The sequence below is a fragment of the Nonomuraea sp. NPDC049158 genome (assembly GCF_040648335.1).
In the GTDB taxonomy this organism is placed as follows: Bacteria; Actinomycetota; Actinomycetes; order Streptosporangiales; family Streptosporangiaceae; genus Nonomuraea.
Map to the genome: position 1 here is coordinate 1 of NZ_JBEZDM010000050.1, position 21,501 is coordinate 21,501.

The window sequence follows — 21,501 nt, forward strand, 5'->3', positions numbered from 1 at the left end:
GGCGTACACCGAGTTCTACACAGCGTCAGGTTAACTATTTCCATTCACGTCGGTCTTCCGATCTGTTTCCGTTACCGTGGGCCTATGACGAACGGTTTCGAAACCCTGGCGATCCACGCAGGTCAGGAGCCTGACCCGCTTACCGGCGCGGTCGTGCCGCCGATCTATGCGACGTCCACCTACAAGCAGGACGGTGTGGGTGGCCTGCGTTCCGGATATGAGTACAGCCGCTCGGCCAACCCGACCAGGACCGCGCTCGAAGAGGCGCTGGCCGCGGTCGAGGGGGGCGTGCGCGGGCTGGCGTTCGCGTCGGGCCTGGCGGCCGAGGACACCCTGCTGCGCGCTCTGTGCCAGCCGCAGGACCACGTCGTCATCCCCAACGACGCCTACGGAGGCACGTACCGGCTGTTCGCGAAGGTCGGTGAGCGCTGGGGCCTGCACTACGACCCGGTGCCGCTCGGCGACCTCGACGCGGTGGCCGCGGCGATGACCCAGAAGACGCGGATCGTCTGGGTGGAGACGCCGACGAACCCGCTGCTCGGCATCGCCGACATCCCCGCGCTCGCCCAGCTGGCCCACGACAACGGGGCGCTGCTGGTCGTCGACAACACCTTCGCCTCGCCCTACCTGCAGCAGCCGCTCGCGCTGGGCGCGGACGTGGTCGTGCACTCCACCACCAAGTACGTCGGCGGCCACTCCGACGTGGTCGGCGGCGCGCTGATCGCGGCCGACGAGTCGGTCGGCGCGGAGCTGGCCTTCCACCAGAACGCGATGGGCGCGGTGGCCGGGCCGTTCGACGCCTGGCTGACGCTGCGCGGGCTCAAGACCCTGGGTGTACGGATGGACCGCCACTGCGACAACGCCGAGCGGATCGTCGATCTGCTGCTCGCGCACCCGCGCGTGACACAGGTGCTCTACCCGGGGATGGGTGACCACCCCGGGCACGAGGTGGCCGCCAAGCAGATGAAGCGGTTCGGCGGCATGGTGTCGTTCCGCGTCGCGGGCGGCGAGGCCGAGGCGGTCGAGGTGTGTAACCGGGCGAAGCTGTTCACGCTGGGCGAGTCGCTGGGCGGCGTCGAGTCGCTCATCGAGCACCCGGGCAGGATGACGCACGCCTCGGCGGCCGGCTCGCCGCTGGAGGTGCCCGCCGACCTGGTGCGGCTGTCGGTCGGCATCGAGACGGTCGACGACCTGCTCGCCGACCTGACGCAGGCGCTCGGCTAAGAGCCGGGTACGACCATCAGGACGCTCGGCTAAGAACCCGGTACGACCATCAGGAACAGGATCACCAACCAGATCACCGACAGCAGCCCGCTGATGGCGGCGATCCTGCCGTTCTGCACCTTCGCGTCATCGTCCGGGGTCTCGGTGCCGAGGACCCGGACGGCGGCGCGCAGGTCGCGGTCGATGATGACGATCAGCACGGCGGCCACGATGAACAGCGTCATCGAGGCCGTCATGTACCACTTGCCGAGCACGCCGCCGCCGATCGACATGCCGACGGCCAGCCCGAAGATCAGCACACCCAGCGAACCGATGCTGTAGATCCTGGTGGTCCGCTGGATGTTCTGCAGGACGGGCAGGTTCTTGCCGCGGATGGCCCGCGGGGCGGTCATGGTGGCCGCCGTGAGCGGGCCGATCGTGAAGATCGCGAAGCCGATGTGCAGCCAGAGAAGCAGGGACGACATGCGAAGGAGACTAGTCCCCGACGATCTCGCCCGTGGACTCGACACTCTGTTTACCCTCTGAGGAGCAGCGCATGATCAGCTCGGTGGCCGCGATCGCGACCACCATGAGCACGATCAGAAGAATCATGGCAATCATGGAGCCCCCCTCCTTCCCCGTGTCGGACGTAAATATCGTCCGTAATGACTAGACGCTCTGGCAACGGAATAAGTTCGGCGCGGGTATGGTTGACCACCGTCGCTTTTTCCTTACCGTTTGGGCACAAGGGGGTGCCGTCCGTGGCCATCAGGCATGTCGAGCCGTATACCGACGAGTGGCTGCAGCAGCCGACCGGCTATGTGCAGCGGGTCGTCGACCTGCTCGAAGCCGAGGTCGCCGACTGGTGGGAGGGCCCCTGCGAGCCGCGTGGCGCGACCGTCCGCCTGGCGGACGGCAGCGCGCTGGTGTGGGACGAGGAGAGCGGGTGGCGGCTCGGCGGCTTCGTCTCCGGCGGCCGCGGCGAGCACACCCAGCTCGACGGCGTCCGTTATCTGGGGGGCGGCCTGCTGCCCCGGCCCGAGCGCGTGCCGTCGGCGCTGACGGACGCCCGCACGGGCGTGGGCGCCAGCTCCGCCTGGCGCCCCTGCTACCGCTCGCACCGCAACTGCCGGGACGGCTTCGACGTCGCCCTCGACTTCTACGCGCCCCTCGTCGACGCCTGAGCGGCTGACCGGCTGAAGACGCGCGCCCTGGCCGCTTGAGGACGCGCGCTACGACATCAATCCGTGTTCAGCGGGACCGGCGTACCCGCAGGAAGTCGCTCACCACATACTCGCCCAGCCGGTCCGCGCTGGGGGAGAACACGCGACCGCCGTTGCGCCGCGCCACCTCGTCCACGAACTCTTTGAGCCGGTCGTCACCGGCCAGCATGAAGATGTTGAGCGTCGCCCGCCGCCGCGTCATCTTGTCCACCTCGGACAGCGTGAGCTCCAGTGTCTCGGGCGACGGCGGCCACTCGAAGGCCGAGTGCCCGTTGCGCATCAGGTGAGCCGTCGGCTCGCCGTCGGTGACCACGAGCACGACCGGCTCGAAGTCGGGATGGCGATCCAGGTGCCGGCCCGCGATGAGCAGGGCGTGGTGCAGGTTCGTCCCCTGGACCATGTCCCAGTCGAGCCCGGCCAGCTCGTCCGGCTGCAGCACCCGCGCGTAGTTGGAGAACCCGATGATCTGCACCGCGTCCTGCGGGAACTTGGAGGCGACCAGCGCCTGAAGGGCGAGCGCGGTCTGCTTGGCCGCCGCCCAGGTGCCCCGCAGGGCCATCGAGTAGGACAGGTCGACCAGCAGGCAGACGGCCGCCGCGCTGCGCCGCTCGGTCTCGGCCACCTCGAAGTCGTCGACCGAGAGGTGTACGGCGCCCGACTCGGGCTGGACGCCGCCGTTGCGGACGCCGTTGACCAGCGTGCGGACCACGTCGATCGGCTGCTCGTCGCCGAAGCGCCAGGGCCGCGACGAGCCGGTGAGCTCCCCGGCCGAGCCCGCGTCGCGCTGGTCGTGGTCGCCGCGCCGGCCCGCGTCGAGCGAGGAGAACACCCGGCGCAGCGCGGTCTCGCCGAGCCTCCTGACGGCCTTGGGGGTGAGCTCCAGCTTGCCCCGGCGGCGCAGGAGGTAGCCCTGCTCCTCCAGCTCGCGTTCGATCCGCTTGAGTGCCTCCAGGTCGTCGACCGCCGAGCGGCCGAGCGCGCGGCGGATCGCGGACTCGTCCACGTCGTCGAGCCTGGCGCCCGGGTAGTCCTGGCGGAGCGAGGTCTCCAGCTGCGAGAGGTCGGCCAGCTCCTCCAGGGCGGTGACGGCGTCGCCCATGCCCAGCGGCTCCTCGCCGGTCAGCCGTTCGGGGGTGTCCCAGGCCAGGTCGGGCCGGCGGGCCTGGAGGGACTCACCGAGACGGCGCATCTCGTCGGACAGCCCCGCCTGGTCGAGCGTCTGGCTCATCAGGTTGGCCAGCTCCTCGCGCTGGCTCGGGGTCATCGAGGCGAGCATGCGCTGGGTCGCGGCGGCCCGCCGGGCCAGGACGTCGACCAGCTCGTCGAGGTCGCGCGGCTTCTCCGGGAAGAGATCGCCGTATTCCTTCATGAACGCGTCGAAGTCCTGCTGGGTGTGCTGACCTCTGGCGTCCTTGTCGAGCATGTCGTTGAGGTCCGACATCATCTGCCGGACGCGCTCCATCGCCGCCGGGTCCGGCTGGGCCAGCGCGTCGCGCAGCCCTCGGAACTGGCTGTCGAGCACTTCGCGGCGCAGCAGGTCGCGCAGCTCGTCGAAGGTCTGCCTGGCGGCGGCGGAGCGCCACTCGTAGGGGGTCAGCTGCTGGATCGCGCTGGCCGTGTCGTCGGGCAGGGAGTCGAGCTCGCTCTCGCGCAGCCGCGCGTCGTCGGACGGGTCGGGGAACAGCTCGGCCCGCTCCTGGCCGATGGCCTTGTCGAGGAGCGCCCGCGCCCGCTCCAGCGTGCCGTCGAGGCGGCCGCTCTCGCGCAGGTCCCTGCGGCGCCGTCGTACCTCTCTGAGCATGTCGTCGAGACCCCGGCGGTCCTGGGCCCCGGGCAGCCCGCGCTTGAGCAGGTCGCGCAGGGCGTGCACGGGGGTGGAGCCGGACAGGATGGCGTCGCCCATCTCGTCGAGCGCGGCGCGTACGTCGTACGGCGGGGCGAGGGGGTCGGGGCCATCGTTGTACTCGCCATAGCGGTAGGCCATCACGAACACACGCTAACCCGAGAACGGAGGCTACGCGTCCCTGAAGACCTCACGCACACCGGAGAGTTCGTTGACATCTGGCGTGTAATCGACCTGTACGAGCACCGGGTGCCCGACCGACTTGAGGGCTTTGGTGAAGTCGCGGCTCTGGCAGGCCTTCTTGCCGAGGCCGTGCTTGTCGGCGTTGACCGGCCTGCCGGCCAGCCAGCCGTCGCCGCAGCGCTTGGTGGTCCTGGCGAACGACATCAGGTTCGTGTAGCCGAGCTTGAGCGTCCTGCCCGCCCCGGTGAACAGGACCGTCGTGTCGTCCACCCGCTTGACCGTGCCACGGACGGTGCGCGACGCGGGCCACTTGGCGAGCACTTCGTTGATCTTGACGGCCTCGCTACCGCGATACTCCACGCGGACCGGGCGGGGCCCGGCCGCCAGCTGGTCGGTCAGGGCGTCGGGCTCGCAGACGGTGGTGCCCAGGCCCTTGCGGTCGATCGCCACGCGCCCCTCGGTCTCCTTGAGGTCGCAGGCGACGGTCACCCGCCGGAAGGCCGCCTTGGCGTAGTCGAGCCGTAGCTCCTTGGCGCCGGAGACGGCCTTGAAGGTGTGGAGCGGCTTGCGGTACGTGGCGGTCATGGGCGTGATGCGGATTTCGGTCGCGCCGGTCGCCCAGGCGTACCCATACACGATCTTGGTGTCCGCGGCGTTGGCGGGTACGGCGAAAGCGCACAAGGCGGTGGCGCTCAGGGCGGTGGCGCTCAGGGCGGTGGCACAGACAAGCAGACGCATGGGCGGTCTCCCCCGACGGCGTGATCAATCATCACGTTCGACGCAGGAGACCGCCCGAATGTTCACGTCCGGTAGACGGAGACCCCGTCCACGTCGTCCTTGGACAGGCGCCGCATGAGGTACAGGCCCTCCAGGGCGAACTCCAGCGCGGCCGCCGCGTGCCCGGGCGACTCCTCGCCCTCGCCCATGCCCAGCCGCGACATGACCTTCGCCAGGCCGCTGACCGGGCCGATGCGGCGCAGCAGCTCGGCGGCCGGGATCAGCTCGCCGGACTCCACCTGGTTGCCCTCGGCGAACTTGTCCGTCAGCGGCGACAGGTCCATGCCGCCCAACCGGCTCCTGAACGTCTCGGCCGTGGCCCGGCGGAGCAGGTGGGCGAGGATCTCGGTCTCCCTGCCCTCCTCGCTGACCTCGAACTCCACCTTGCCGCGCAGGCTGTGGACGACGCTGGTCAGGTCGCAGACGCGGGCGACGGACTGCTCCTCGCCGGCGATCGCCCCCCTGCGTACGGCGGAGGCCATGGCGGTCTCGGCGGCCGCGATCGAGAACCGCGCCGACACGCCGGAGCGGGCGTCGACCGCGGTGGACTCGCGGACCAGGCGGGTGAACCGGGCGATCACCTCCACCAGGTGCTCGGGGAGGTCCGCCCCGATGTCCGGCATGGACTCCTGGCGGATGAGCACCAGCTCGTCCTCGACCGTCAGCGGGTAATGGGTGCGGATCTCGGCGCCGAAGCGGTCTTTCAGCGGGGTGATGATCCGGCCCCGGTTGGTGTAGTCCTCGGGGTTGGCGCTGGCGATGAGCAGGATGTCGAGCGGCAGGCGCAGGTTGTAGCCGCGCACCTGGATGTCGCGCTCCTCCAGCACGTTCAGCAGCGACACCTGGATGCGCTCGGCCAGGTCGGGCAGCTCGTTGACGGAGAACACGCCCCGGTTGGTGCGCGGCACCAGCCCGTAGTGGACGGTCTCGGGGTCGCCGAGCGTCCGGCCCTCGGCGATCTTGATCGGATCGACGTCGCCGATCAGGTCGCCGACGGAGGTGTCGGGGGTCGCGAGCTTCTCGCCGTAGCGCTCGTCGCGATGCTTCCACGCCACGGGCAGCTCGTCGCCCAGCTCTCGCGCGAGCGCGAGGCAGCGCGTACAGGCCGGCGCGTACGGATGGTCGTTGATCTCGCACCCGTCGATCACCGGGGTCCACTCGTCGAGCAGCCCGGTGACGGTACGGATGAGTCGGGTCTTGCCCTGGCCCCGCTCACCGAGCAGGACGAGGTCGTGCCCGGCTAGTAGCGCCCGCTCCAAGTGGGGCAGGACGGAGTCGTCGAAGCCCACGATGCCTGGAAAACGGGGCTCACCGGCCCGCAGCTTGGCCAGCAGGTTTTCGCGGACCTCTGCTTTCACGGTGCGATGAACGTGACCGCTCTCTCGCAGCTCGCGGATATTTAGAGGCTGATGCACGGGAACGAGACTACGTCCCCTGGGACCACTGCGGCAGACACTTTCGCATCTGGCGGAGATTTCGGATCTTGACTATTGCGTGACGGTTCGTGCGCGTGCTTGTTCCTTTAATGGGGAGAATCGGTTCCTAGGGAACTTCGACCCGCTGAGGAGGCGAGATCCGTGGCTGTGATGACGAGCCGCTTCGCCGACGGCCTCGCCGTGGGTACCGACCTGGTGGAGGCCGCGGAGCGTGCTGTCGGTCAGGCCCTGTCGAGACTCAGCGGCGAGGCGGACCTGGTGTGCTTCTTCATCTGCGGCGACGATCCTGACGAGGTCGCCAGGGCGGGGGAGTGCGCGATGCGGCTGGCCCCCGAGGCCCACGTGATCGGCTGCAGCGCCACCGGCGTGATCGCGGACGGGCAGGGAGTCGAGCTGACGTCCGCCGTGAGCGCGTGGGCGGCCACGCTGGACGGGGCCGAGCTGACCACGTTCGCGCTGGAGACGCTGACCGCCGAGGACCGGTTCGTGGTGGTGGGGCTGCCGGAGCGCACGGCGGAGGATCACGTGGCGATCCTGCTGGCCGACCCTTACACCTTCCCCACGGACGCGTTCGTGGAGCGTTCCGTGGATGTGCTGGGTGATCTGCCGCTGATCGGCGGGCTGGCCAACGGGATGCGGGGCCGGGGCTCGGTACGGCTCTTCGCCGACGGCGAGGTCTACACCGAGGGCGCCATCGGCGTACTGCTCAGCGGCTCCGTACGGGTCAGCACAGTGGTCAGCCAGGGCTGCCGGCCGATCGGCCCGACCATGGTCGTCACCCGCTCCGAGGAGAACCTGCTGCTGGAGCTGGCCGGCCAACCGGCGCTGGCCCGGCTGGAGGACATCGTCAGCGAGCTCGACGAGGACGACCGCGAACTGGTCGCCGCCGGCCTGCAGATCGGCGTGGCCATGAACGAGTACGCCGAACGGCACGAACGCGGCGACTTCCTCATCAGAGGCGTGATCGGCATCGACCCGGAACGCGAGGCTGTGGCCATCGGCGACGTCGTGGAGGTCGGCAGGACCGTACGCTTCCACGTGCGCGACGCGGCCACGGCGGACGAGGACCTCTACGACCTGCTCGACGCGCACCGGGAGGAGCTCGGCCGGATCGACGGCGCGCTGCTGTTCTCCTGCAACGGCCGAGGGTCGGCGATGTTCGGCACCGCCGACCACGATCCGGTGGCGCTGCGCGACACGCTCGGGCCGATCGGGATCGCGGGCTTCTTCGCCGCCGGCGAGGTCGGCCCGGTGGGCGGCCAGAACCACGTGCACGGCTTCACGGCGTCCGTCCTGGTCTTCTCGGCACCCACGGGTACATCCGGCACCCCGTGAGCCGGGTGATCAGGCCGCCGGTTTGGCCGGCTGGAAGAGCCAGGCGTCGAACAGCGGCTTGAGATCCTTGCCCGAGAGCTTCTCCGCCAGCGCGATGAACTCGTCCGTCGTGACGTTGCCGTATTTGTGGTCGGACGTCCACGTCTTCAGCAGCGTGAAGAAGGTCTCGTCGCCGATGGCCTTGCGCAGGGCATGGAGGGTCAGCCCGCCCCGGGTGTAGACCGAGTCGTTGAACAGGTCTTTGGGCTGGGCCCGGCCAGGGGGATATTTCCAGATCGGGTCGCCCGCGCCGCGGTTGTAGAAGGTCTGGAAGAGCCGGTCGGCGGTGTTGGTGCCCTTGTGCTCGGCCCAGAGCCACTCGGCATAGGTGGCGAAGCCCTCGTTGAGCCAGAGGTCGCGCCAGCGCTTGATGCTCACGCTGTCGCCGAACCACTGGTGGGCCAGCTCGTGCGCGATGATGCTCTGGTCGGGCTCGAAGCCGCCGTAGAGCGGCTTGGTCTGGTTCTCCAGGGCGTAGCCGGCCGCGAAGTCGTCGATCATGCCGCCCGTGGAGGAGAACGGGTAGGGCCCGAAGACCTTGCTCCAGTAGTCGGTGACCTCGCCCGACACCTTGAAGAGACCGTCGAGTGAGCCGCGGTGCTTGGGATCGACCGCCGCGAAGTTGGGGATGCCGCCCGGCGTCAGGCCCTTGCGCAGCTCGAACTTGCCGATCGTGGCCGTCGCGAGGTAGCTCACCATCGGATGCCGCTCGCGCCAGCGGAACGTGGTCTTGCCGTCGCTGGTCGTGGGCTCGCCGACCTGCTCGCCGTTGGCCAGCGCGGTCACGCCGTCGGGCACGGTGATCGCGAAGTCGTAGGCGGCCTTGTCGGCGGGGTGGTCGTTGACCGGATACCAGGTCTTGGCGCCGTCGGGCTCACAGGCCACGAACGCGCCGTCGGGCGTCGGGACGAAGCCGAACGTGCCGAGGTTGGTGGAGTCCTTGATCGGCTTGGGCACCCCGGAGTAGGTCACCTTGACGGTGAAGTCGGCCTTGTCGCCGAGCGGTGTGGTGGGCAGCACGCCGAGCTCGGTGCCGTTGCGCGAGAAGATGGCCTTCTCCCCGTCGACCGTCACCTCGCTCACGTCGAGGCCGGACAGGTCGAGGTCGAAGCGCGAGAGCCGCTGCGTGGTCTTGGCCTTGATCGTCGCCACGCCGTCGAGGTGCTTGCTGCTCGGTGTGTAGCCGAGCTCGAGGCCGTAGTGGGAGACGTCGTAGCCGCCGTTGCCGTCAAGGGGGAAGTCGGGGTCGCCGATGCCGGGCGCGCCCGTGTCTCCGCTCACCGGCCGGGCCGCTGTGGGCGCCATGGCGCCGTTGGACGGCGCGCAGGCGAGGATGCTCAGAAGCGCCACGAGCGAAGCGGCCCTGCGCTGGTCAAACCCCATAGGCTGCGCTCTTCCCTTCGCTAAGTGACAGGAATTCTACGCGGAGTCGGGCATTGACCACGACCGTCTTCGCGGCTTTGTCATGCAGAGCCTGCTTGCGCGGGTCGAACAGAATCCAGCCTAGGTCCAGCAGGCCGCCCACGCGGCGTCCCCGCCCTGTCAGGGCAACCGTGGCGCGGTCTAAAGGTTGCCCCTCCGCTCCTGCTCCCGCTCGATGGCCTCGAACAACGCCTTGAAGTTGCCCTTGCCGAACCCGAGCGAGCCGTGCCGCTCGATGAGCTCGAAGAAGACCGTGGGCCGGTCCTGCACCGGCTTGGTGAAGATCTGCAGCAGGTAGCCGTCCTCGTCGCGGTCGACCAGGATCTTGCGCTTCTTCAGCTCCTCGATCGGCGCCCTGACCCGCCCGATGCGCGCGCGCAACTCGGGGTCGTCGTAGTAGGAGTCGGGGGTGTCCAGGAAGCTCACCCCGGCCGCGCGCATGTGGTCGACCGTGGTCAGGATGTCGTTGGTGGCCAGCGCGACGTGCTGCACGCCCGGTCCGCGGTAGAACTCCAGATACTCGTCGATCTGCGATTTCCTGCGGCTCACGGCCGGCTCGTTCAGCGGGAACTTGACCTTGCGGCTCCCGTCGGCCACGACCTTGGACATCAGCGCCGAGTACTCGGTGGCGATGTCGTCGCCGACGAACTCCGCCATGTTGGTGAAGCCCATCACGTGCTTGTAGAACTCCACCCACTCGTCCATCCGGCCCAGCTCGACGTTGCCCACACAGTGGTCGACGGCCTGGAACAGCCGTCCGGACCTGGTCGCGGGCGGGGCGACGAGCGGCTCGGCGGGCACGTAACCGGGCAGGTAGGCGCCGCTGTAGTTGGACCTGTCGACGAGCGTGTGCCGCGTCTCGCCGTAGGTGGCGATCGCCGCGAGCACCACCTTGCCCCGTTCGTCCTCCAGCGTGTACGGCTCCGCCAGCCCGCGGGCCCCCTGCTCCACGGCGTGCCGATAGGCGGCCTCCACGTCCGGCACCTCGATGGCCAGGTCGATCACCCCGTCACCGTGCTCGGCGACGTGCCTGGCCAGGTCGCTCCCCGGCCGGATCGAGGCCCTGAACTCGAACCTGGCGCTCCCCGAGGTCAGGACGTAGGCCGCCTCGTCGCGGCTGCCGTTCTCCGGCCCGCGATAGGCCACCAGCCGCATGCCGAACGCGCTCGAGTAATAGTGCGCCGCCTGCCTGGCGTTGCCCACGGCGAACACCACGGCGTGCATCCCGTTAACCGGAAAGACATCAGTCATAGCATTAATACTCGGATTCGCTGGACGGGTTGAGCAACAGCTGCCTTTTTGACTGAACAATATGTACTGTCCATAGCCGAGAAGAGCGGGAGATCTGTACACCATGACGATCGACCACCTGGACGCCCGGCTGATCGCCCTCCTGGCCGCCGAGCCGCGCTTGGGCGTGCTGGAGTGCTCGCGCAGGCTGGGCGTGGCCCGCGGCACCGTGCAGGCCCGGCTCGACCGGCTGATCGCCAGGGGAGTGATCACCGGGTTCGGGCCCGACGTCTCGCCGGTGGCGCTCGGCTATGACGTCACCGCGTTCGTGACGATGGAGATCAGGCAGGTCGCGGGGCACGACCCGGTGGCGCACCGGCTGGCCCACATCCCCGAGGTGCTGGAGGTCCACACGATCACGGGTGGCAGCGACCTGCTGTGCCGGGTGGTGGCGCGGACGAACGCCGATCTGCAGCGGGTGATCGACCAGATCGTCGAGGTTCAGGGCGTTCTCAGGACTTCCTCGATCATCGCGCTCGACACCCCTGTTCCCTACCGCGTTTTGCCATTGGTGGCGAATGTTCCCCAACGCGAAACGCGCTAGCCGTACTATCGCGGGAGGGGACGAGGCACCGTTATCGATCGCTTAACCTTGGCATTCGCCCAGCTGACGGGGGTTTGGCGAGACGCGATCGGGGGGTTGCGGGTGCGGATCGGTGGTGAAAAGGGCATGCGAAAGCGGCGGATCCTGACACGGCTATTGATCGTTTTCGGCGCCGGGATCCTCTTGGCCATAGGGCTTTTCGCCGTCGCGTGGGCGATGACCCCGATTCCCGACAGCACCCAGAAGGACGCCACGGCCCAGGGGTCGGTGATCTATTACCGCGACGGCAAGAGCGTGCTCGCCAAGAAGGGCATCGACCGCAGGAACGTTCCGCTGGACAAGGTGCCCCAGCACGTACGTGACGCGGTGATAGCAGCCGAGAATCGCTCGTTCTACCAAGACGGCGGTGTCTCGGTCAAAGGCACCGCGCGGGCCGTGTGGTCCACCATCTCCGGGCAGCAGCTCCAGGGCGGCTCGACGATCACCCAGCAGCTGGTCCGCAACTACTACAGCGGCCTCAGCCAGGAACGGTCCATCACCCGCAAGTTCAAGGAGATCATGATCTCCATCAAGGTCGACCAGTCCAAGTCCAAGGACTGGGTCCTTGAGCAGTACCTCAACACGATCTACTTCGGCCGCGGCGCCAACGGCGCCCAGGCGGCCGCGCAGGCGTACTTCGGCAAGGACGTCGGCAAGCTGAGCGTGGCCGAGGGCGCCTACCTGGCCGCGGTGATCCAGCAGCCCAGCCGCTTCGCCGACCCCAAGGGCGCCGACCTCGACGCCGCCGAGGCCCGCTGGCAGGCCGTGATCGACGCCATGCGGCAGACGGGCACGCTCACCGCCGAGCAGGCCGCCGCCCAGACGTTCCCGGCGCTCAAGGCGCCGAAGAAGCCGTTCGAGCTCAAGGGCCAGGCCCAGTACATGCTCGACCAGGTCACCGCCGAGCTCAACCGGCGCGGCTACACCGACGAGGACATCAACGGCGGCGGGCTGAGGGTCGTCACGACGTTCGACAAGAAGCTCATGCAGGCGGCCGAGAACGCGGTCAAGACCGTGCTGCCTGACTCGACGCCCAAGAAGGTCCGCACCGGGCTGGCGGCCGTCGATCCGGCCACCGGCGAGGTCGTCGCCTTCTACGGCGGCCGCCCCGACCGCTCCGAGTACTACGACAACGCCTTCTCGGCCAAGGTGATGGCCGGCTCCACGTTCAAGCCGTACACGCTGGCCGCCGCGCTCAACAACGGCTTCGACCTGTCCACCAGGGTCAACGGCAACTCGCCGATGCGCGTGGCCTCGGCCACCAAGCCCATCCCCAACGACAGCGACCGCTCCTACGGCGAGATCAACCTGATCAGTGCCACCCAGAACTCCGTCAACACCGCCTTCGTCGACCTCGGCCAGAAGGTCGGCCTCGACAAGGTGGCCGCCACCGCGGTGGCGGCGGGCATCCCGGAGACGCAGCTCAAGCAGCACGAGGCGGCCGCCACGTTCCCGCTCGGCGTCGCCTCGCTGAGCGCCGTGCAGAACGCCTCCGGCTTCTCCTCCTTCGCCAACGGCGGCGTCCACATGGAGGCGCACGTCGTGAAGTCGGTGACCGCCCCCGACAGCAAGAAGAACGTGATCAAGGGCGCGTCGACCCAGGTGGTCAGCGAGCAGGCCGCCGCCGACACCGCGTACGCGATGCAGCAGGTCGTCAAGTACGGCACCGGCACCGCGGCCAGGCTGTACGACCGTCCGGTGGCCGGCAAGACGGGCACCACGGACAACTCCCAGGCGGTCTGGTTCAACGGCTTCACGCCGCAGCTGGCCGTCGCCGTCGACATGTTCCGCGACGACAACAAGCCGGTGGACATCCCCGGCTACGGCGTGCAGTTCGGTGGCCAGCTGCCCGCCCAGATCTGGCGGGCGTTCATGACCGAGGCCATGGCGGGCAAGCCGGTCGTGGAGTTCCCTGAGCCGTCCGACTACGGGTACGGCTCCGACGACTGGGCCCGCCCCGACCAGCGCCAGGACATGCCGCAGGAACCGCAGCACACCCAGGCGCCCGACCCGTGGTCCTCGCCCACCCCCGAGATCACCGAACAGCCGAGCACGGAGCAGCCCACCACGCAGGGCCCGGACACGCAGCAGGATCCGCCCCGGCAGAACGACACCGGCGGCCCGCCCACCGGCGAACCGGACGTCCCCACGACCGGACCCGACGAGAACAACCCCGGCCGGTGGAACGACAACGCACGCTCACCGGTCGGCTAGGGCGGCCACCGGTCATCGGTCGGCTAGGGCGGCCACCGGTCATCGGTCGGCTAGCTCGGCCACCGGTCATCGGTCGGCTAGCTCGGCCCGTAGCTCCTCGGGGGTGGTGACGGGCATCCGGCAGGTGAAGCCCCGGCACACGTACGCGGCGGGTGCGCCGCCGACCGGCCCGCGGCCAGCCAGCAGCTCGGGCCCGCCGGACGGCACGCCTTCGCCGTCGCCCAGCGCGACGACCAGTCCGGGCACGTCGGCCAGCAGCGCCTCCCGGTGCAGCGCCCGCGTACGCGGGTCGTCCATCGGCCCGACGACCGCCACCTCGACGGGACCGCTGAGCGCCGCCCGCGCCACAGCCAGCCCCCAGCCGGCGAACCGCGCGTGCCCGGCGGCCAGCACGGACACCGTGCCCAGCGCCGCGTAGGCGGCCTCACGGTGCCGCGCGGACCCCGTCAGCGCCGAGTAGGACAGCAGGGCCCCTGCGGCGGCGTACTGTCCCGACGGGGTCGCGTTGTCGGTGGGATCCTGCGGCCGCTGGAACAGCCGTTCGGCGTCGTCGGCCGTGTCGTAGAACCCGCCCTCGCCGTCCCCGAACCGGTCGAGCACGGTGTCGAGCAGCGTGCCCGCCAGCCGGTGCCAGCGCGTCTCCCCGGTCACGCCGTAGAGGGCGATCAGCCCCTCGGCCAGGTTCGCGTAGTCCTCCAGGACCCCGGCGTTGCGGCCCGCCCGCCCGTCGCGCGAGGTCCGCAGCAGCCTGCCGCCGTCCATGTGCACGTCTTCGAGCAGCTCCGCCGCCTGCCGGGCGGCCGCCACCAGATCCGGCCGGTCGAACACCGCGCCGGTCTCCGCCAGGGCGGCGATGGCCAGGCCGTTCCACGAGGCCACGACCTTGTCGTCACGCCCCGGCCGGACCCGCCGCTCCCTGGCGGCGAGCAACCGCGCCCGCACGTCGTCGAACCGCGCCGCGTCGTCCGTGCCGGAGCCGGGGTCGGTGAGCAGCTGCAGCACCGACGTGCCGTGCTCGAACGTCCCCCGCACCTCGAAGAGCCGCGTAGCCCAGTCCCCGTCCTCGTCGCCGAGCACCTCACGCAGCTGCTCGGGCGTCCAGACGTAGAATCGGCCCTCCTCGCCCTCACTGTCGGCGTCGAGCGCCGAGGCGAAGCCGCCCTCCGCGGTGCGCAGCTCGCGCAGCAGCCACTCGGCCGTCTCCAGCGCCACCCGCCGGGCGAGGGGCGCCCGGCTCGCCTTCCACCAGTGCGTGTAGACCCGCAGCAGCAGCGCGTTGTCGTACAGCATCTTCTCGAAGTGCGGCACCACCCAGCCCGCGTCCACGCTGTAGCGTGCGAAACCGCCGCCGAGCTGGTCGTACATCCCGCCGCGCGCCATCGACTCCAGCGTGTGGCCGCTCATCTCGGTCTCGCCGGAGCGCAGCAGGAACTCCAGCACCATCGACGGCGGGAACTTGGGCGCCCCGCCGAACCCGCCGCGGACCTTGTCGAACGACTCCCGCAGATTCCCTACGGCCAGCGCCAGCGTCTCCTCGCCGGGCAGCGGCCCGGTGGGCAGCGTCGTGTGCGCGTTGAGCGCCTCGACCACCTTCGACCCCTGCTCGGTCACGCTCGCCCGGTCACCGGCCCACGCGTCGCGCACCCCGCGCAGCAGCCGCTGGAACTGGGGCCGCGGAAAGTAGGTGCCGCAGTAGAACGGATGGCCCTCGGGCGTGGCGAACACCGTCATCGGCCAGCCGCCCTGATGGATCATGGCCTGGGTGGCGCTCATGTAGACGGCGTCGACGTCGGGCCGCTCCTCGCGATCCACTTTGACGTTGACGAAGTGCTCGTTCATCAGCCGCGCGGTGTCGGCGTCCTCGAAACTCTCGTGCGCCATCACGTGACACCAGTGGCACGCCGAATAACCCACGCTGATCAGCAGTGGCACGTCGCGCCGTCGTGCCTCGGCGAAAGCCTCCTCGCCCCAGGGGTGCCAGTCGACGGGGTTGCCCGCGTGTTGGAGCAGATAAGGGCTCGTCGCGTCCTGCAAGCGGTTCATCAGGTCCTCCTCTGAGCACTCTACGACCACGCCCGGTGGGTGTCGGGTCGGTGGCAACGCGTGTGGTGGGGACGGCGGGGGCGTAGGTTACGGAGCGTGGATCTGGACTACGTGTGCACGCATGCCGGCCGCCCCGCCGCCGCCCTCACCCGCAGGGACGTTGCACGCGCCTTGCTCGCCGTGCCCTCCGGGGTGGCGCTGGTGGCGCTGCCCGACCTGCGGCGCGCGTTGATGGCCGCGGGCAACCCGCTCTCCCTGGCGTTCTGGGAGTCGGCCAGGTCGACGCTCGGCTCGATCGAGTCGGGTGTCGCCACGGTCGGCGACGTGCAGCGCTGGGTCGAGTCGACCGGCACCGAGCCCATGCTGATGACGCCCGGCTACTTCGTCTGGCCGGAGGAGGACGAGCGCGGGCCGGTGGCCGAGGAGATGTTCTCGCTGCTCGTGCGGTATCTGGAGGAACGCGTCAGCGCGGGTGAGATCGACCCCGACGCGCTGGTCGCCGGTGACTCGGGGGCCCGCAGGACGTACGAGGAGCTTCAGGAGCGCTGGCTGAGCGAGCCGCAGCCCGACGGCCGGGTGCCCGGGTTCGCGGTCAGCGACGAGCAGGACGAGGAGCTGTTCGCCGCCTGGGACGAGGAGGAGGCGTTCGCGCTGGCCGAGCTGCGGCGGATCGTCGGCGAGTTGCCCAAGCCGCCCGAGCTGCCCGCCGAGGAGCTGCGGCGGGCCGGGGCACTGCTGCGTGAGCTGCTCGGCCTGCCCGGCTATCCGGCGAACGTGCTGCGGGCCTGCGCCGGGCTCGACGACCGGCCGATGCCCGAGGACGACGGCGAGCTCTGGCTGTCGGTGGCGGCCGGCATCGCCGGGCCCATCTCCGACCTGTCGGAGGCCGGCGACAGCCTGGAGGAGTTCGCGGACCTCGACGGCGACCTCAGCCACGAGGACACCGTGCTGGCCAACCTGTGCGCCATCCAGCACGCCGACTGGCTGGCCGCGGTGGCGGCCCTGACCAGGCTGGGTCCCGGCGTGCTCGCCTCGCCCGAGCGGCTGGCCCGGCTCATCGCCGAGTCGGAGGACATCGACATCGACGACCAGGACGCCGACGACCTCGACGCGACCGAGCGCCTGTTCGTGCCGGTGGTGACCTTGTGGGGCTATCTGGGCATCCTCGACACCGAGGACGTGCTCACCCCGCTCGGCTGGTGGGGCCTGCCCAAGGCGCTCGAGCGAGCATGGTCACCCGGCGACTGAGTGTCACCCACTGGCTGAGGCGTCGACCAGATCCTTGTACTGGGGGTGGCGCTCGATGTACTTGACGACGTACGGGCAGAGAGGCACGACCCGCAGGCCCGTGTCTCTGCTCATGTCGAGCGCGTACCCGACCAGCTTGCCCGCCAGGCCCTGACCCTCGTGTTCGGGCAGCACCTCGGTGTGCGTGAAAACGATCTTCGTGGGCAGCAGACGGTAGTCGGCGAACCCGGCGACCGTGCCGTCCACGAGAATCTCGAATCGGCTCCGCTCCGCGTTGTCGACTATTTCGACCGGCATCTATTCGGCCTTCTTGTCGTCGATGTCGGCCGCCCGGGGCACCTGGATCTTCGACATCTGCTTGTTCATCGATTTGATCAGGATGTACAGGGCGACCCCGATGAGGGCGACGACGACGAAGCCGAGCAGGCCCGGACTCACATCACCCGCTGCGAGAGTTATCACTCCTCCAGTCTGCCACCGGGGGGTCATGCTCCGGTCAGTGGCAGGCGGGCAGCGACCTCATCGGCGTCAGTGGCAGGCGGCGGAGACCTCGTCGGCGTGGATTCCGGCGAACAGATCGTCTTCCGGCAGCTCGGTGTCGACCAGGGAGCGTGCCAGGTGGTAGTCCTCGGTCGGCCAGATCTCCTGCTGGAGCTCGCGCGGGCAGACGAACCAGAAGCCGTCGGGGTCCACCTGGGTGGCGTGCGCGAGCAGCGCCTCGTCGCGCAGCTCGAAGTAGTCGGCGCAGGGCACCCGGGTCGTCACCGGCCACTTGGCGGGCCGGTCCTCCCAGCGGGAGATCCAGTCGGAGTAAGGCGAGCCCATGCCGCGCGAGGTCATCGCCTCGTGCAGCGCCTCGAACCGCTCCTTGGTGAAGCCCATTTGGTAGTAAAGCTTCAGCGGCTGCCACGGGTCGCCGGTGCCCGGGTAGCGGTCGGGGTCGCCGGCCGCCTCGAACGCCTCCACGGAGACCCGGTTCGTCATGATGTGGTCGGGGTGCGGGTAGCCGCCGTCGTCGTCGTAGGTGACGATGACGTGCGGCTTGAACGCGCGCACGGCGGCGACAAGGGGCGCGGAGGCGTCTTCGAGCTTCTGCACCGCGAAGCAGCCCTCGGGCAGCTCCTCCTCCTCGCTCTCCGGCAGGCCGGAGTCGACGAAGCCCATGAACTCCTGCTGAACTCCAAGAATCTCCCGCGCACGGGCCATTTCCGCTTTGCGGACCTCGCCGATGTTGTCGACGATCTCCGGCCGGTCCATCTTGGGATTGAGGACCGAGCCTCGCTCACCGCCCGTGAGCGTACAGACCAGCACGTCAACGCCTTCACGGACGTAGCGCGCCATCGTGGCGGCGCCCTTGCTCGACTCGTCGTCGGGATGGGCGTGGACGGCCATCAGCCTCAACGGTGCACTCACGGGCTCGATGTCTCCTCAGTTGGACCGATCACTTGCCCAGGCAGGTTAGGTTCAGCTGGGCGGTCGCGAGGGCGTGACCCCCGCAGGGAACAATTGTCTCGGATAACGCTGAGGGAGTGCAGGGAGATTCCGCCATGGCCACCGAAGATGTCGAGAGCCGTCCAGTTCTCGGCACACCCGACGACTTCCCCGATCGTCCTGAGCGCCGGGGCCGCTTCGTCGTGCACGTCGTGATCGGCGTGCTGGTGGCCATCATCGCAGGTGGCTGGGGCTACGTGATGTGGTCGATGACCGGCGGCAACACCGGGGCCATCCCCCAGGTGGTGTCGTTCCAGGCCAATCGCCCCAACGAAGCCGAGATCACCTTCGAGGTGAGCAAACCGGCCGACCGGGTCGCCGTATGCCGTATCAGGGCCACAGATGTCAACCACGCAGAAGTGGGCAGCAGGGAAGTAAGAATCCCGGCTGGTGGGGGTAGTAAGCAGCTCAAAGAGCGCCTGGACACGAGTGCCCAGGCCACGTCCGTCCACATCCAGTACTGCACTCTCGTAGAATGAGACGTTTGAGGAAGCGTACGAGCTGTTGACTTGTTAGCCTTTCGCAATTCAACCGCATGCAACCTCTAGTGATCTCAGGGCCCCCTAGGCAAGCAAGGAGAACCCGTGGCCGACTCTCGCGATGAGAACGTCACATGGCTGACGCAGGAGGCGTACGACCGTCTCAAGGCGGAGTACGAATACCTCTCGGGCCCAGGGCGCGTCGACATCGCCAAGAAGATCGAGGCCGCCCGTGAGGAAGGTGACCTGAAGGAGAACGGCGGCTATCACGCGGCCAAGGATGAGCAGGGCAAGATGGAGGCCCGCATCTTCCACCTCCGGCAGATCATCGACAACGCCAAGGTGGGAGAGGCACCGAAGACCGAAGGGGTCGTCGGTCCCGGCATGACCGTGACGATCCGGTTCGTCCGTGACGACGATGAGGTGACCTTCCTGCTGGCGTCCCGCGAGGAGAGCGGAGCCCCGATCGACGTGTATTCGCCGAAATCGCCGCTTGGCGCGGCGATCAATGGTAAGAAGATCGGCGAAAAGGCGACCTACTCCATGCCCAACGGTCGCCAGAACACCGTCGAGATCCTCGAGGCCGTTCCGTACATCGGCAACTGACTTCCGAAGACACGACCCGCCGGGCCCACGAAGGTCCGGCGGATTTTTCGCGTTCCTCCGGTATCCGGCAGGATCTCAGCTTCCTGGTCCGCTCCAGGAAGCGGCGTGACCACCACAAACTGGTCCCGTTCATCGTGGTGTCGCTCGTCGCGGTGCTGACCGCCGACCTGCTGCTGCTCGCGCAGGTGGGCCAGCGGCAGTCGGTCGGCCAGCTGCCCGCGGCCGCCGTGCGGCAGCAGCACCGCCCCACGCCCCAGCAGAGCCTGGCGGCCGAGAGCGGCAAGACCGCGCAGTCGGCGACGCAGCCGGTGAAGCCGCTGGGCCAATTACACAAGCCCAACCTCTTCGTGGTCACCCGCAAGCCGCTGACCAACGAGCTGCTGCGCAAGGTGGCGCGGTTGCGAGGGGTGACCGCGCTCGAACTGGCCGACGCGGCCTCGATCATGCTCGACAACAAGCGGGTGCAGACGCTCGCTGTTGACCCCTCGACCTTCCGCGCCTACACGCCCAAGGTCACGGCGGCCTCCGACGCGCTGTGGAACAACGTGGCGGCCGGCGACGTGGCGGTCTCGTTCGTGCTCGGCAGCGACGGGGGCCTCAGCCTGCACAGCCGGGTGCGCGGGCCCGCCGGGCCGCTGCGCATCGGGGCCTACGCCACGACCGGCTTCGGGGCGGTCGACGCCGTCGTCTCCCGCGAGGTCGGACGTACGCTCGGCCTGCCGCGCGACAACGCGCTGATCGTGAGCGCGCCCAAGGCCAACTCCGACAAGCTGCGCAAGGCCCTGCTCAAGGTGCTGCCCAAGGGCACGCAGACGGCCATGGTCAACCCGGTGCTGCCTCCCGCGCAGGCCAAGGCCCGCACCTGGGCGGCCGGCTCGTTCGTGAACGGCGAACAGATCACCGTCGCGCTCAAGGCCGCCGCCTCCAAGCTGGGCAGGCCGTACGTGTGGGGCGCGGAAGGCCCCGACACCTTCGACTGCTCGGGCCTGGTCCAGTGGGCCTTCGCACAGGCGGGGGTACGCATGCCGAGGGTGACGCACCAGCAGTGGCTGGCCGGGCCGCAGGTGCCGCTCGCCCAGATCCAGCCGGGCGACCTGATTTTCTGGCGCCTTGACCCGACCAATCCCGGCTATATCTCGCATGTGGCGATCTACTGGGGCGACGGCAAGATGGTGGTGGCCCCGCGCACCGGCGACGTGGTCAAGATCGCCCCGATGAGCACCCGGAACCTGGCCGGAATCGTCCGGGTCAGCCCGGCGCTCGCGGCGCGCGTTCGCTGACGAAGCTTCATGGCGAAAGAGAGTCCTCGGCACGTGCTTTTTCTCTGCAACCGTGTAATTCTCATTACATGGCAAGTGATGAAGCAGCGGCCCAGATCAAGGGCTGGTTCACCGGGCGGTTGCCCGAGGGATGGTTCACCGAGGCGCCGGAGATCGTCCTGGACCGCGAGGAGATCGCGGTGCTCGGCACACTGCCGGAGCCCAGTTCCGAGGGATCGGACGCCGAGCGGGCGGCCCTGATAGAGGGGCTCATCGGACGGTTCAGGGAAGAGACGCGCGAGCGTCGCATCGAGATCGCCAAGGAGGCCGAGCGGCGGTTCCGGCAGAAGGTGTCCTGGGGTGTCGTCTGCGGCGACACCACTGTGATGTTCACCACTCTTTCGGTGCCCGTCATGACACGCCTGCGACAGCAGGAACGCCAGGTGCTCGACACGCTCGTCGCCGCGGGCGTGGCCCGTAGCCGCAGCGACGCGCTGGCCTGGTGCGTACGACTGGTCGGAAAGCACACCGACACCTGGCTGTCCGAACTGCGAGACGCGTTGCAACACGTCGACCGAGTTCGCTCCGCCGGGCCGGACGTCAATTCCTGAGAGTACGCAGGAGAAACTCTCCGGCGAATGGACTAAACCTCTTGCGAAATTGGTTTAGACCAACTTCATTCGCCGGCGGTGCGCGGGTCGCTTTCTTTTGAAACCGCTTCGTCGGGGTAGGCTCCCCCAATCATCGAGGCCGCAGCCTGCGGCGACGGCCGGATCCAGGCATAGGTCTATGCCAATTGGCTTTTTCGCGCCGTCGTCGTGAATGAT

The 21,501-nt window shown here is 69.0% G+C and carries 22 protein-coding genes; 10 read left to right on the forward strand and 12 right to left on the reverse strand.

Annotation, left to right across the window (positions count from 1 at the left end; translation table 11 throughout):
• Positions 1-84: 84 nt before the first annotated feature.
• Entirely contained in the window at positions 85-1,224 is a 1,140-nt protein-coding gene (locus tag AB0B61_RS51900) for a cystathionine gamma-synthase (protein ID WP_358448741.1), read from the forward strand.
• Between the two features lie 29 nt (positions 1,225-1,253).
• Here AB0B61_RS51900 and AB0B61_RS51905 read toward each other — a convergent pair whose 3' ends face one another.
• Both AB0B61_RS51905 and AB0B61_RS51910 read right to left on the reverse strand, forming a co-directional pair.
• The gene (locus AB0B61_RS51905; RefSeq protein WP_358448743.1) at positions 1,254-1,688 is read right to left on the reverse strand and encodes a hypothetical protein; all 435 of its coding nucleotides are present in this window, start codon (positions 1,686-1,688) and stop codon (positions 1,254-1,256) included.
• 10 nt (positions 1,689-1,698) lie between these two features.
• Positions 1,699-1,824: a hypothetical protein gene (locus AB0B61_RS51910; RefSeq protein WP_263655728.1), complete on the reverse strand. Its 126-nt coding sequence runs from the start codon at positions 1,822-1,824 to the stop codon at positions 1,699-1,701.
• 140 nt (positions 1,825-1,964) lie between these two features.
• Between AB0B61_RS51910 and AB0B61_RS51915 the strand changes: the two genes are divergently transcribed.
• Positions 1,965-2,387, forward strand: a complete 423-nt coding sequence (locus AB0B61_RS51915; RefSeq protein WP_358448745.1) for a DUF6292 family protein — start codon at positions 1,965-1,967, stop codon at positions 2,385-2,387.
• A 67-nt stretch (positions 2,388-2,454) separates the two neighbouring features.
• Here AB0B61_RS51915 and AB0B61_RS51920 read toward each other — a convergent pair whose 3' ends face one another.
• The 3 genes from AB0B61_RS51920 to AB0B61_RS51930 all read right to left on the reverse strand — a co-directional run bounded on the left by AB0B61_RS51920 (position 2,455) and on the right by AB0B61_RS51930 (position 6,644).
• Positions 2,455-4,410 carry a hypothetical protein gene (locus AB0B61_RS51920; RefSeq protein ID WP_358448856.1) on the reverse strand — a complete coding sequence of 652 codons (1,956 nt, stop codon included), beginning with the start codon at positions 4,408-4,410 and terminating at the stop codon, positions 2,455-2,457.
• Between the two features lie 30 nt (positions 4,411-4,440).
• Complete coding sequence (locus tag AB0B61_RS51925) at positions 4,441-5,190, reverse strand: hypothetical protein (RefSeq protein WP_358448747.1); 750 nt, start codon at positions 5,188-5,190, stop codon at positions 4,441-4,443.
• Between the two features lie 62 nt (positions 5,191-5,252).
• Positions 5,253-6,644, reverse strand: a complete 1,392-nt coding sequence (locus tag AB0B61_RS51930) for a sigma 54-interacting transcriptional regulator (protein WP_358448749.1) — start codon at positions 6,642-6,644, stop codon at positions 5,253-5,255.
• Between the two features lie 171 nt (positions 6,645-6,815).
• Here AB0B61_RS51930 and AB0B61_RS51935 point away from each other — a divergent pair, with 171 nt between their 5' ends.
• Positions 6,816-8,000, forward strand: coding sequence for an FIST N-terminal domain-containing protein (locus tag AB0B61_RS51935; protein WP_358448858.1), 1,185 nt, complete (start codon positions 6,816-6,818; stop codon positions 7,998-8,000).
• Positions 8,001-8,009: 9 nt separating this feature from the next.
• Here AB0B61_RS51935 and AB0B61_RS51940 read toward each other — a convergent pair whose 3' ends face one another.
• The 3 genes from AB0B61_RS51940 to hppD are packed head-to-tail and all read right to left on the reverse strand — an operon-like array spanning position 8,010 to position 10,712.
• Positions 8,010-9,422 (reverse strand): M1 family metallopeptidase, encoded by a 1,413-nt coding sequence (locus AB0B61_RS51940; protein WP_358448751.1) that lies wholly within the window; start codon positions 9,420-9,422, stop codon positions 8,010-8,012.
• Positions 9,412-9,564 (reverse strand): hypothetical protein, encoded by a 153-nt coding sequence (locus tag AB0B61_RS51945; protein ID WP_358448753.1) that lies wholly within the window; start codon positions 9,562-9,564, stop codon positions 9,412-9,414. Before AB0B61_RS51945 ends, AB0B61_RS51940 begins: the two co-directional genes overlap by 11 nt.
• Positions 9,565-9,602: 38 nt before the next feature.
• Entirely contained in the window at positions 9,603-10,712 is a 1,110-nt protein-coding gene (gene hppD, locus AB0B61_RS51950; protein ID WP_358448755.1) for a 4-hydroxyphenylpyruvate dioxygenase, read from the reverse strand.
• A gap of 103 nt (positions 10,713-10,815) precedes the next feature.
• Here hppD and AB0B61_RS51955 point away from each other — a divergent pair, with 103 nt between their 5' ends.
• Positions 10,816-11,295, forward strand: a complete 480-nt coding sequence (locus tag AB0B61_RS51955; protein ID WP_358448757.1) for an Lrp/AsnC family transcriptional regulator — start codon at positions 10,816-10,818, stop codon at positions 11,293-11,295.
• Between the two features lie 183 nt (positions 11,296-11,478).
• Entirely contained in the window at positions 11,479-13,548 is a 2,070-nt protein-coding gene (locus tag AB0B61_RS51960; RefSeq protein WP_358448759.1) for a transglycosylase domain-containing protein, read from the forward strand.
• Positions 13,549-13,614: 66 nt separating this feature from the next.
• Here the strand turns inward: AB0B61_RS51960 and AB0B61_RS51965 are convergent, their stop codons facing one another.
• The gene (locus tag AB0B61_RS51965; RefSeq protein ID WP_358448761.1) at positions 13,615-15,591 is read right to left on the reverse strand and encodes a thioredoxin domain-containing protein; all 1,977 of its coding nucleotides are present in this window, start codon (positions 15,589-15,591) and stop codon (positions 13,615-13,617) included.
• A gap of 96 nt (positions 15,592-15,687) precedes the next feature.
• Here AB0B61_RS51965 and AB0B61_RS51970 point away from each other — a divergent pair, with 96 nt between their 5' ends.
• Positions 15,688-16,839 carry a hypothetical protein gene (locus AB0B61_RS51970; protein WP_358448763.1) on the forward strand — a complete coding sequence of 384 codons (1,152 nt, stop codon included), beginning with the start codon at positions 15,688-15,690 and terminating at the stop codon, positions 16,837-16,839.
• 3 nt (positions 16,840-16,842) lie between these two features.
• On the opposite strand, the gene AB0B61_RS51975 is transcribed toward AB0B61_RS51970, so the two are convergent.
• The 3 genes from AB0B61_RS51975 to mca all read right to left on the reverse strand — a co-directional run bounded on the left by AB0B61_RS51975 (position 16,843) and on the right by mca (position 18,252).
• Positions 16,843-17,136: a GNAT family N-acetyltransferase gene (locus tag AB0B61_RS51975; protein WP_358448765.1), complete on the reverse strand. Its 294-nt coding sequence runs from the start codon at positions 17,134-17,136 to the stop codon at positions 16,843-16,845.
• Positions 17,137-17,301: a hypothetical protein gene (locus AB0B61_RS51980; protein ID WP_358448767.1), complete on the reverse strand. Its 165-nt coding sequence runs from the start codon at positions 17,299-17,301 to the stop codon at positions 17,137-17,139.
• Between the two features lie 66 nt (positions 17,302-17,367).
• Positions 17,368-18,252, reverse strand: coding sequence for a mycothiol conjugate amidase Mca (gene mca, locus AB0B61_RS51985; RefSeq protein ID WP_225296424.1), 885 nt, complete (start codon positions 18,250-18,252; stop codon positions 17,368-17,370).
• Positions 18,253-18,386: 134 nt separating this feature from the next.
• On the opposite strand from mca, the gene AB0B61_RS51990 reads away from it, so the two are divergent.
• The 4 genes from AB0B61_RS51990 (at position 18,387) to AB0B61_RS52005 (ending at position 21,285) form a co-directional block, all read left to right on the forward strand.
• Entirely contained in the window at positions 18,387-18,809 is a 423-nt protein-coding gene (locus AB0B61_RS51990; protein ID WP_358448769.1) for a DUF4307 domain-containing protein, read from the forward strand.
• A gap of 105 nt (positions 18,810-18,914) precedes the next feature.
• Entirely contained in the window at positions 18,915-19,415 is a 501-nt protein-coding gene (greA, locus tag AB0B61_RS51995; RefSeq protein WP_219534083.1) for a transcription elongation factor GreA, read from the forward strand.
• Positions 19,416-19,552: 137 nt separating this feature from the next.
• Complete coding sequence (locus tag AB0B61_RS52000; RefSeq protein WP_358448771.1) at positions 19,553-20,695, forward strand: C40 family peptidase; 1,143 nt, start codon at positions 19,553-19,555, stop codon at positions 20,693-20,695.
• Positions 20,696-20,763: 68 nt separating this feature from the next.
• On the forward strand, positions 20,764-21,285 hold the full coding sequence (locus AB0B61_RS52005; protein WP_358448773.1) for a hypothetical protein: 522 nt from the start codon (positions 20,764-20,766) through the stop codon (positions 21,283-21,285).
• Positions 21,286-21,501 lie beyond the last annotated feature (216 nt).

Excerpts from the sequence above, each read along its gene's own strand:
- AB0B61_RS51940 (WP_358448751.1), bottom strand. The coding sequence starts at position 9,422 with ATGGGGTTTGACCAGCGCAGGGCCGCTTCGCTCGTGGCGCTTCTGAGC.
- hppD (WP_358448755.1), bottom strand. The coding sequence starts at position 10,712 with ATGACTGATGTCTTTCCGGTTAACGGGATGCACGCCGTGGTGTTCGCC.
- AB0B61_RS51965 (WP_358448761.1), bottom strand. The coding sequence starts at position 15,591 with ATGAACCGCTTGCAGGACGCGACGAGCCCTTATCTGCTCCAACACGCG.
- AB0B61_RS51900 (WP_358448741.1), top strand. The coding sequence starts at position 85 with ATGACGAACGGTTTCGAAACCCTGGCGATCCACGCAGGTCAGGAGCCT.
- AB0B61_RS51920 (WP_358448856.1), bottom strand. The coding sequence starts at position 4,410 with ATGGCCTACCGCTATGGCGAGTACAACGATGGCCCCGACCCCCTCGCC.
- AB0B61_RS51910 (WP_263655728.1), bottom strand. The coding sequence starts at position 1,824 with ATGATTGCCATGATTCTTCTGATCGTGCTCATGGTGGTCGCGATCGCG.
- AB0B61_RS51905 (WP_358448743.1), bottom strand. The coding sequence starts at position 1,688 with ATGTCGTCCCTGCTTCTCTGGCTGCACATCGGCTTCGCGATCTTCACG.
- AB0B61_RS52005 (WP_358448773.1), top strand. The coding sequence starts at position 20,764 with ATGGCAAGTGATGAAGCAGCGGCCCAGATCAAGGGCTGGTTCACCGGG.
- AB0B61_RS51925 (WP_358448747.1), bottom strand. The coding sequence starts at position 5,190 with ATGCGTCTGCTTGTCTGTGCCACCGCCCTGAGCGCCACCGCCCTGAGC.
- AB0B61_RS51990 (WP_358448769.1), top strand. The coding sequence starts at position 18,387 with ATGGCCACCGAAGATGTCGAGAGCCGTCCAGTTCTCGGCACACCCGAC.
- AB0B61_RS51975 (WP_358448765.1), bottom strand. The coding sequence starts at position 17,136 with ATGCCGGTCGAAATAGTCGACAACGCGGAGCGGAGCCGATTCGAGATT.
- AB0B61_RS51955 (WP_358448757.1), top strand. The coding sequence starts at position 10,816 with ATGACGATCGACCACCTGGACGCCCGGCTGATCGCCCTCCTGGCCGCC.
- AB0B61_RS51935 (WP_358448858.1), top strand. The coding sequence starts at position 6,816 with ATGACGAGCCGCTTCGCCGACGGCCTCGCCGTGGGTACCGACCTGGTG.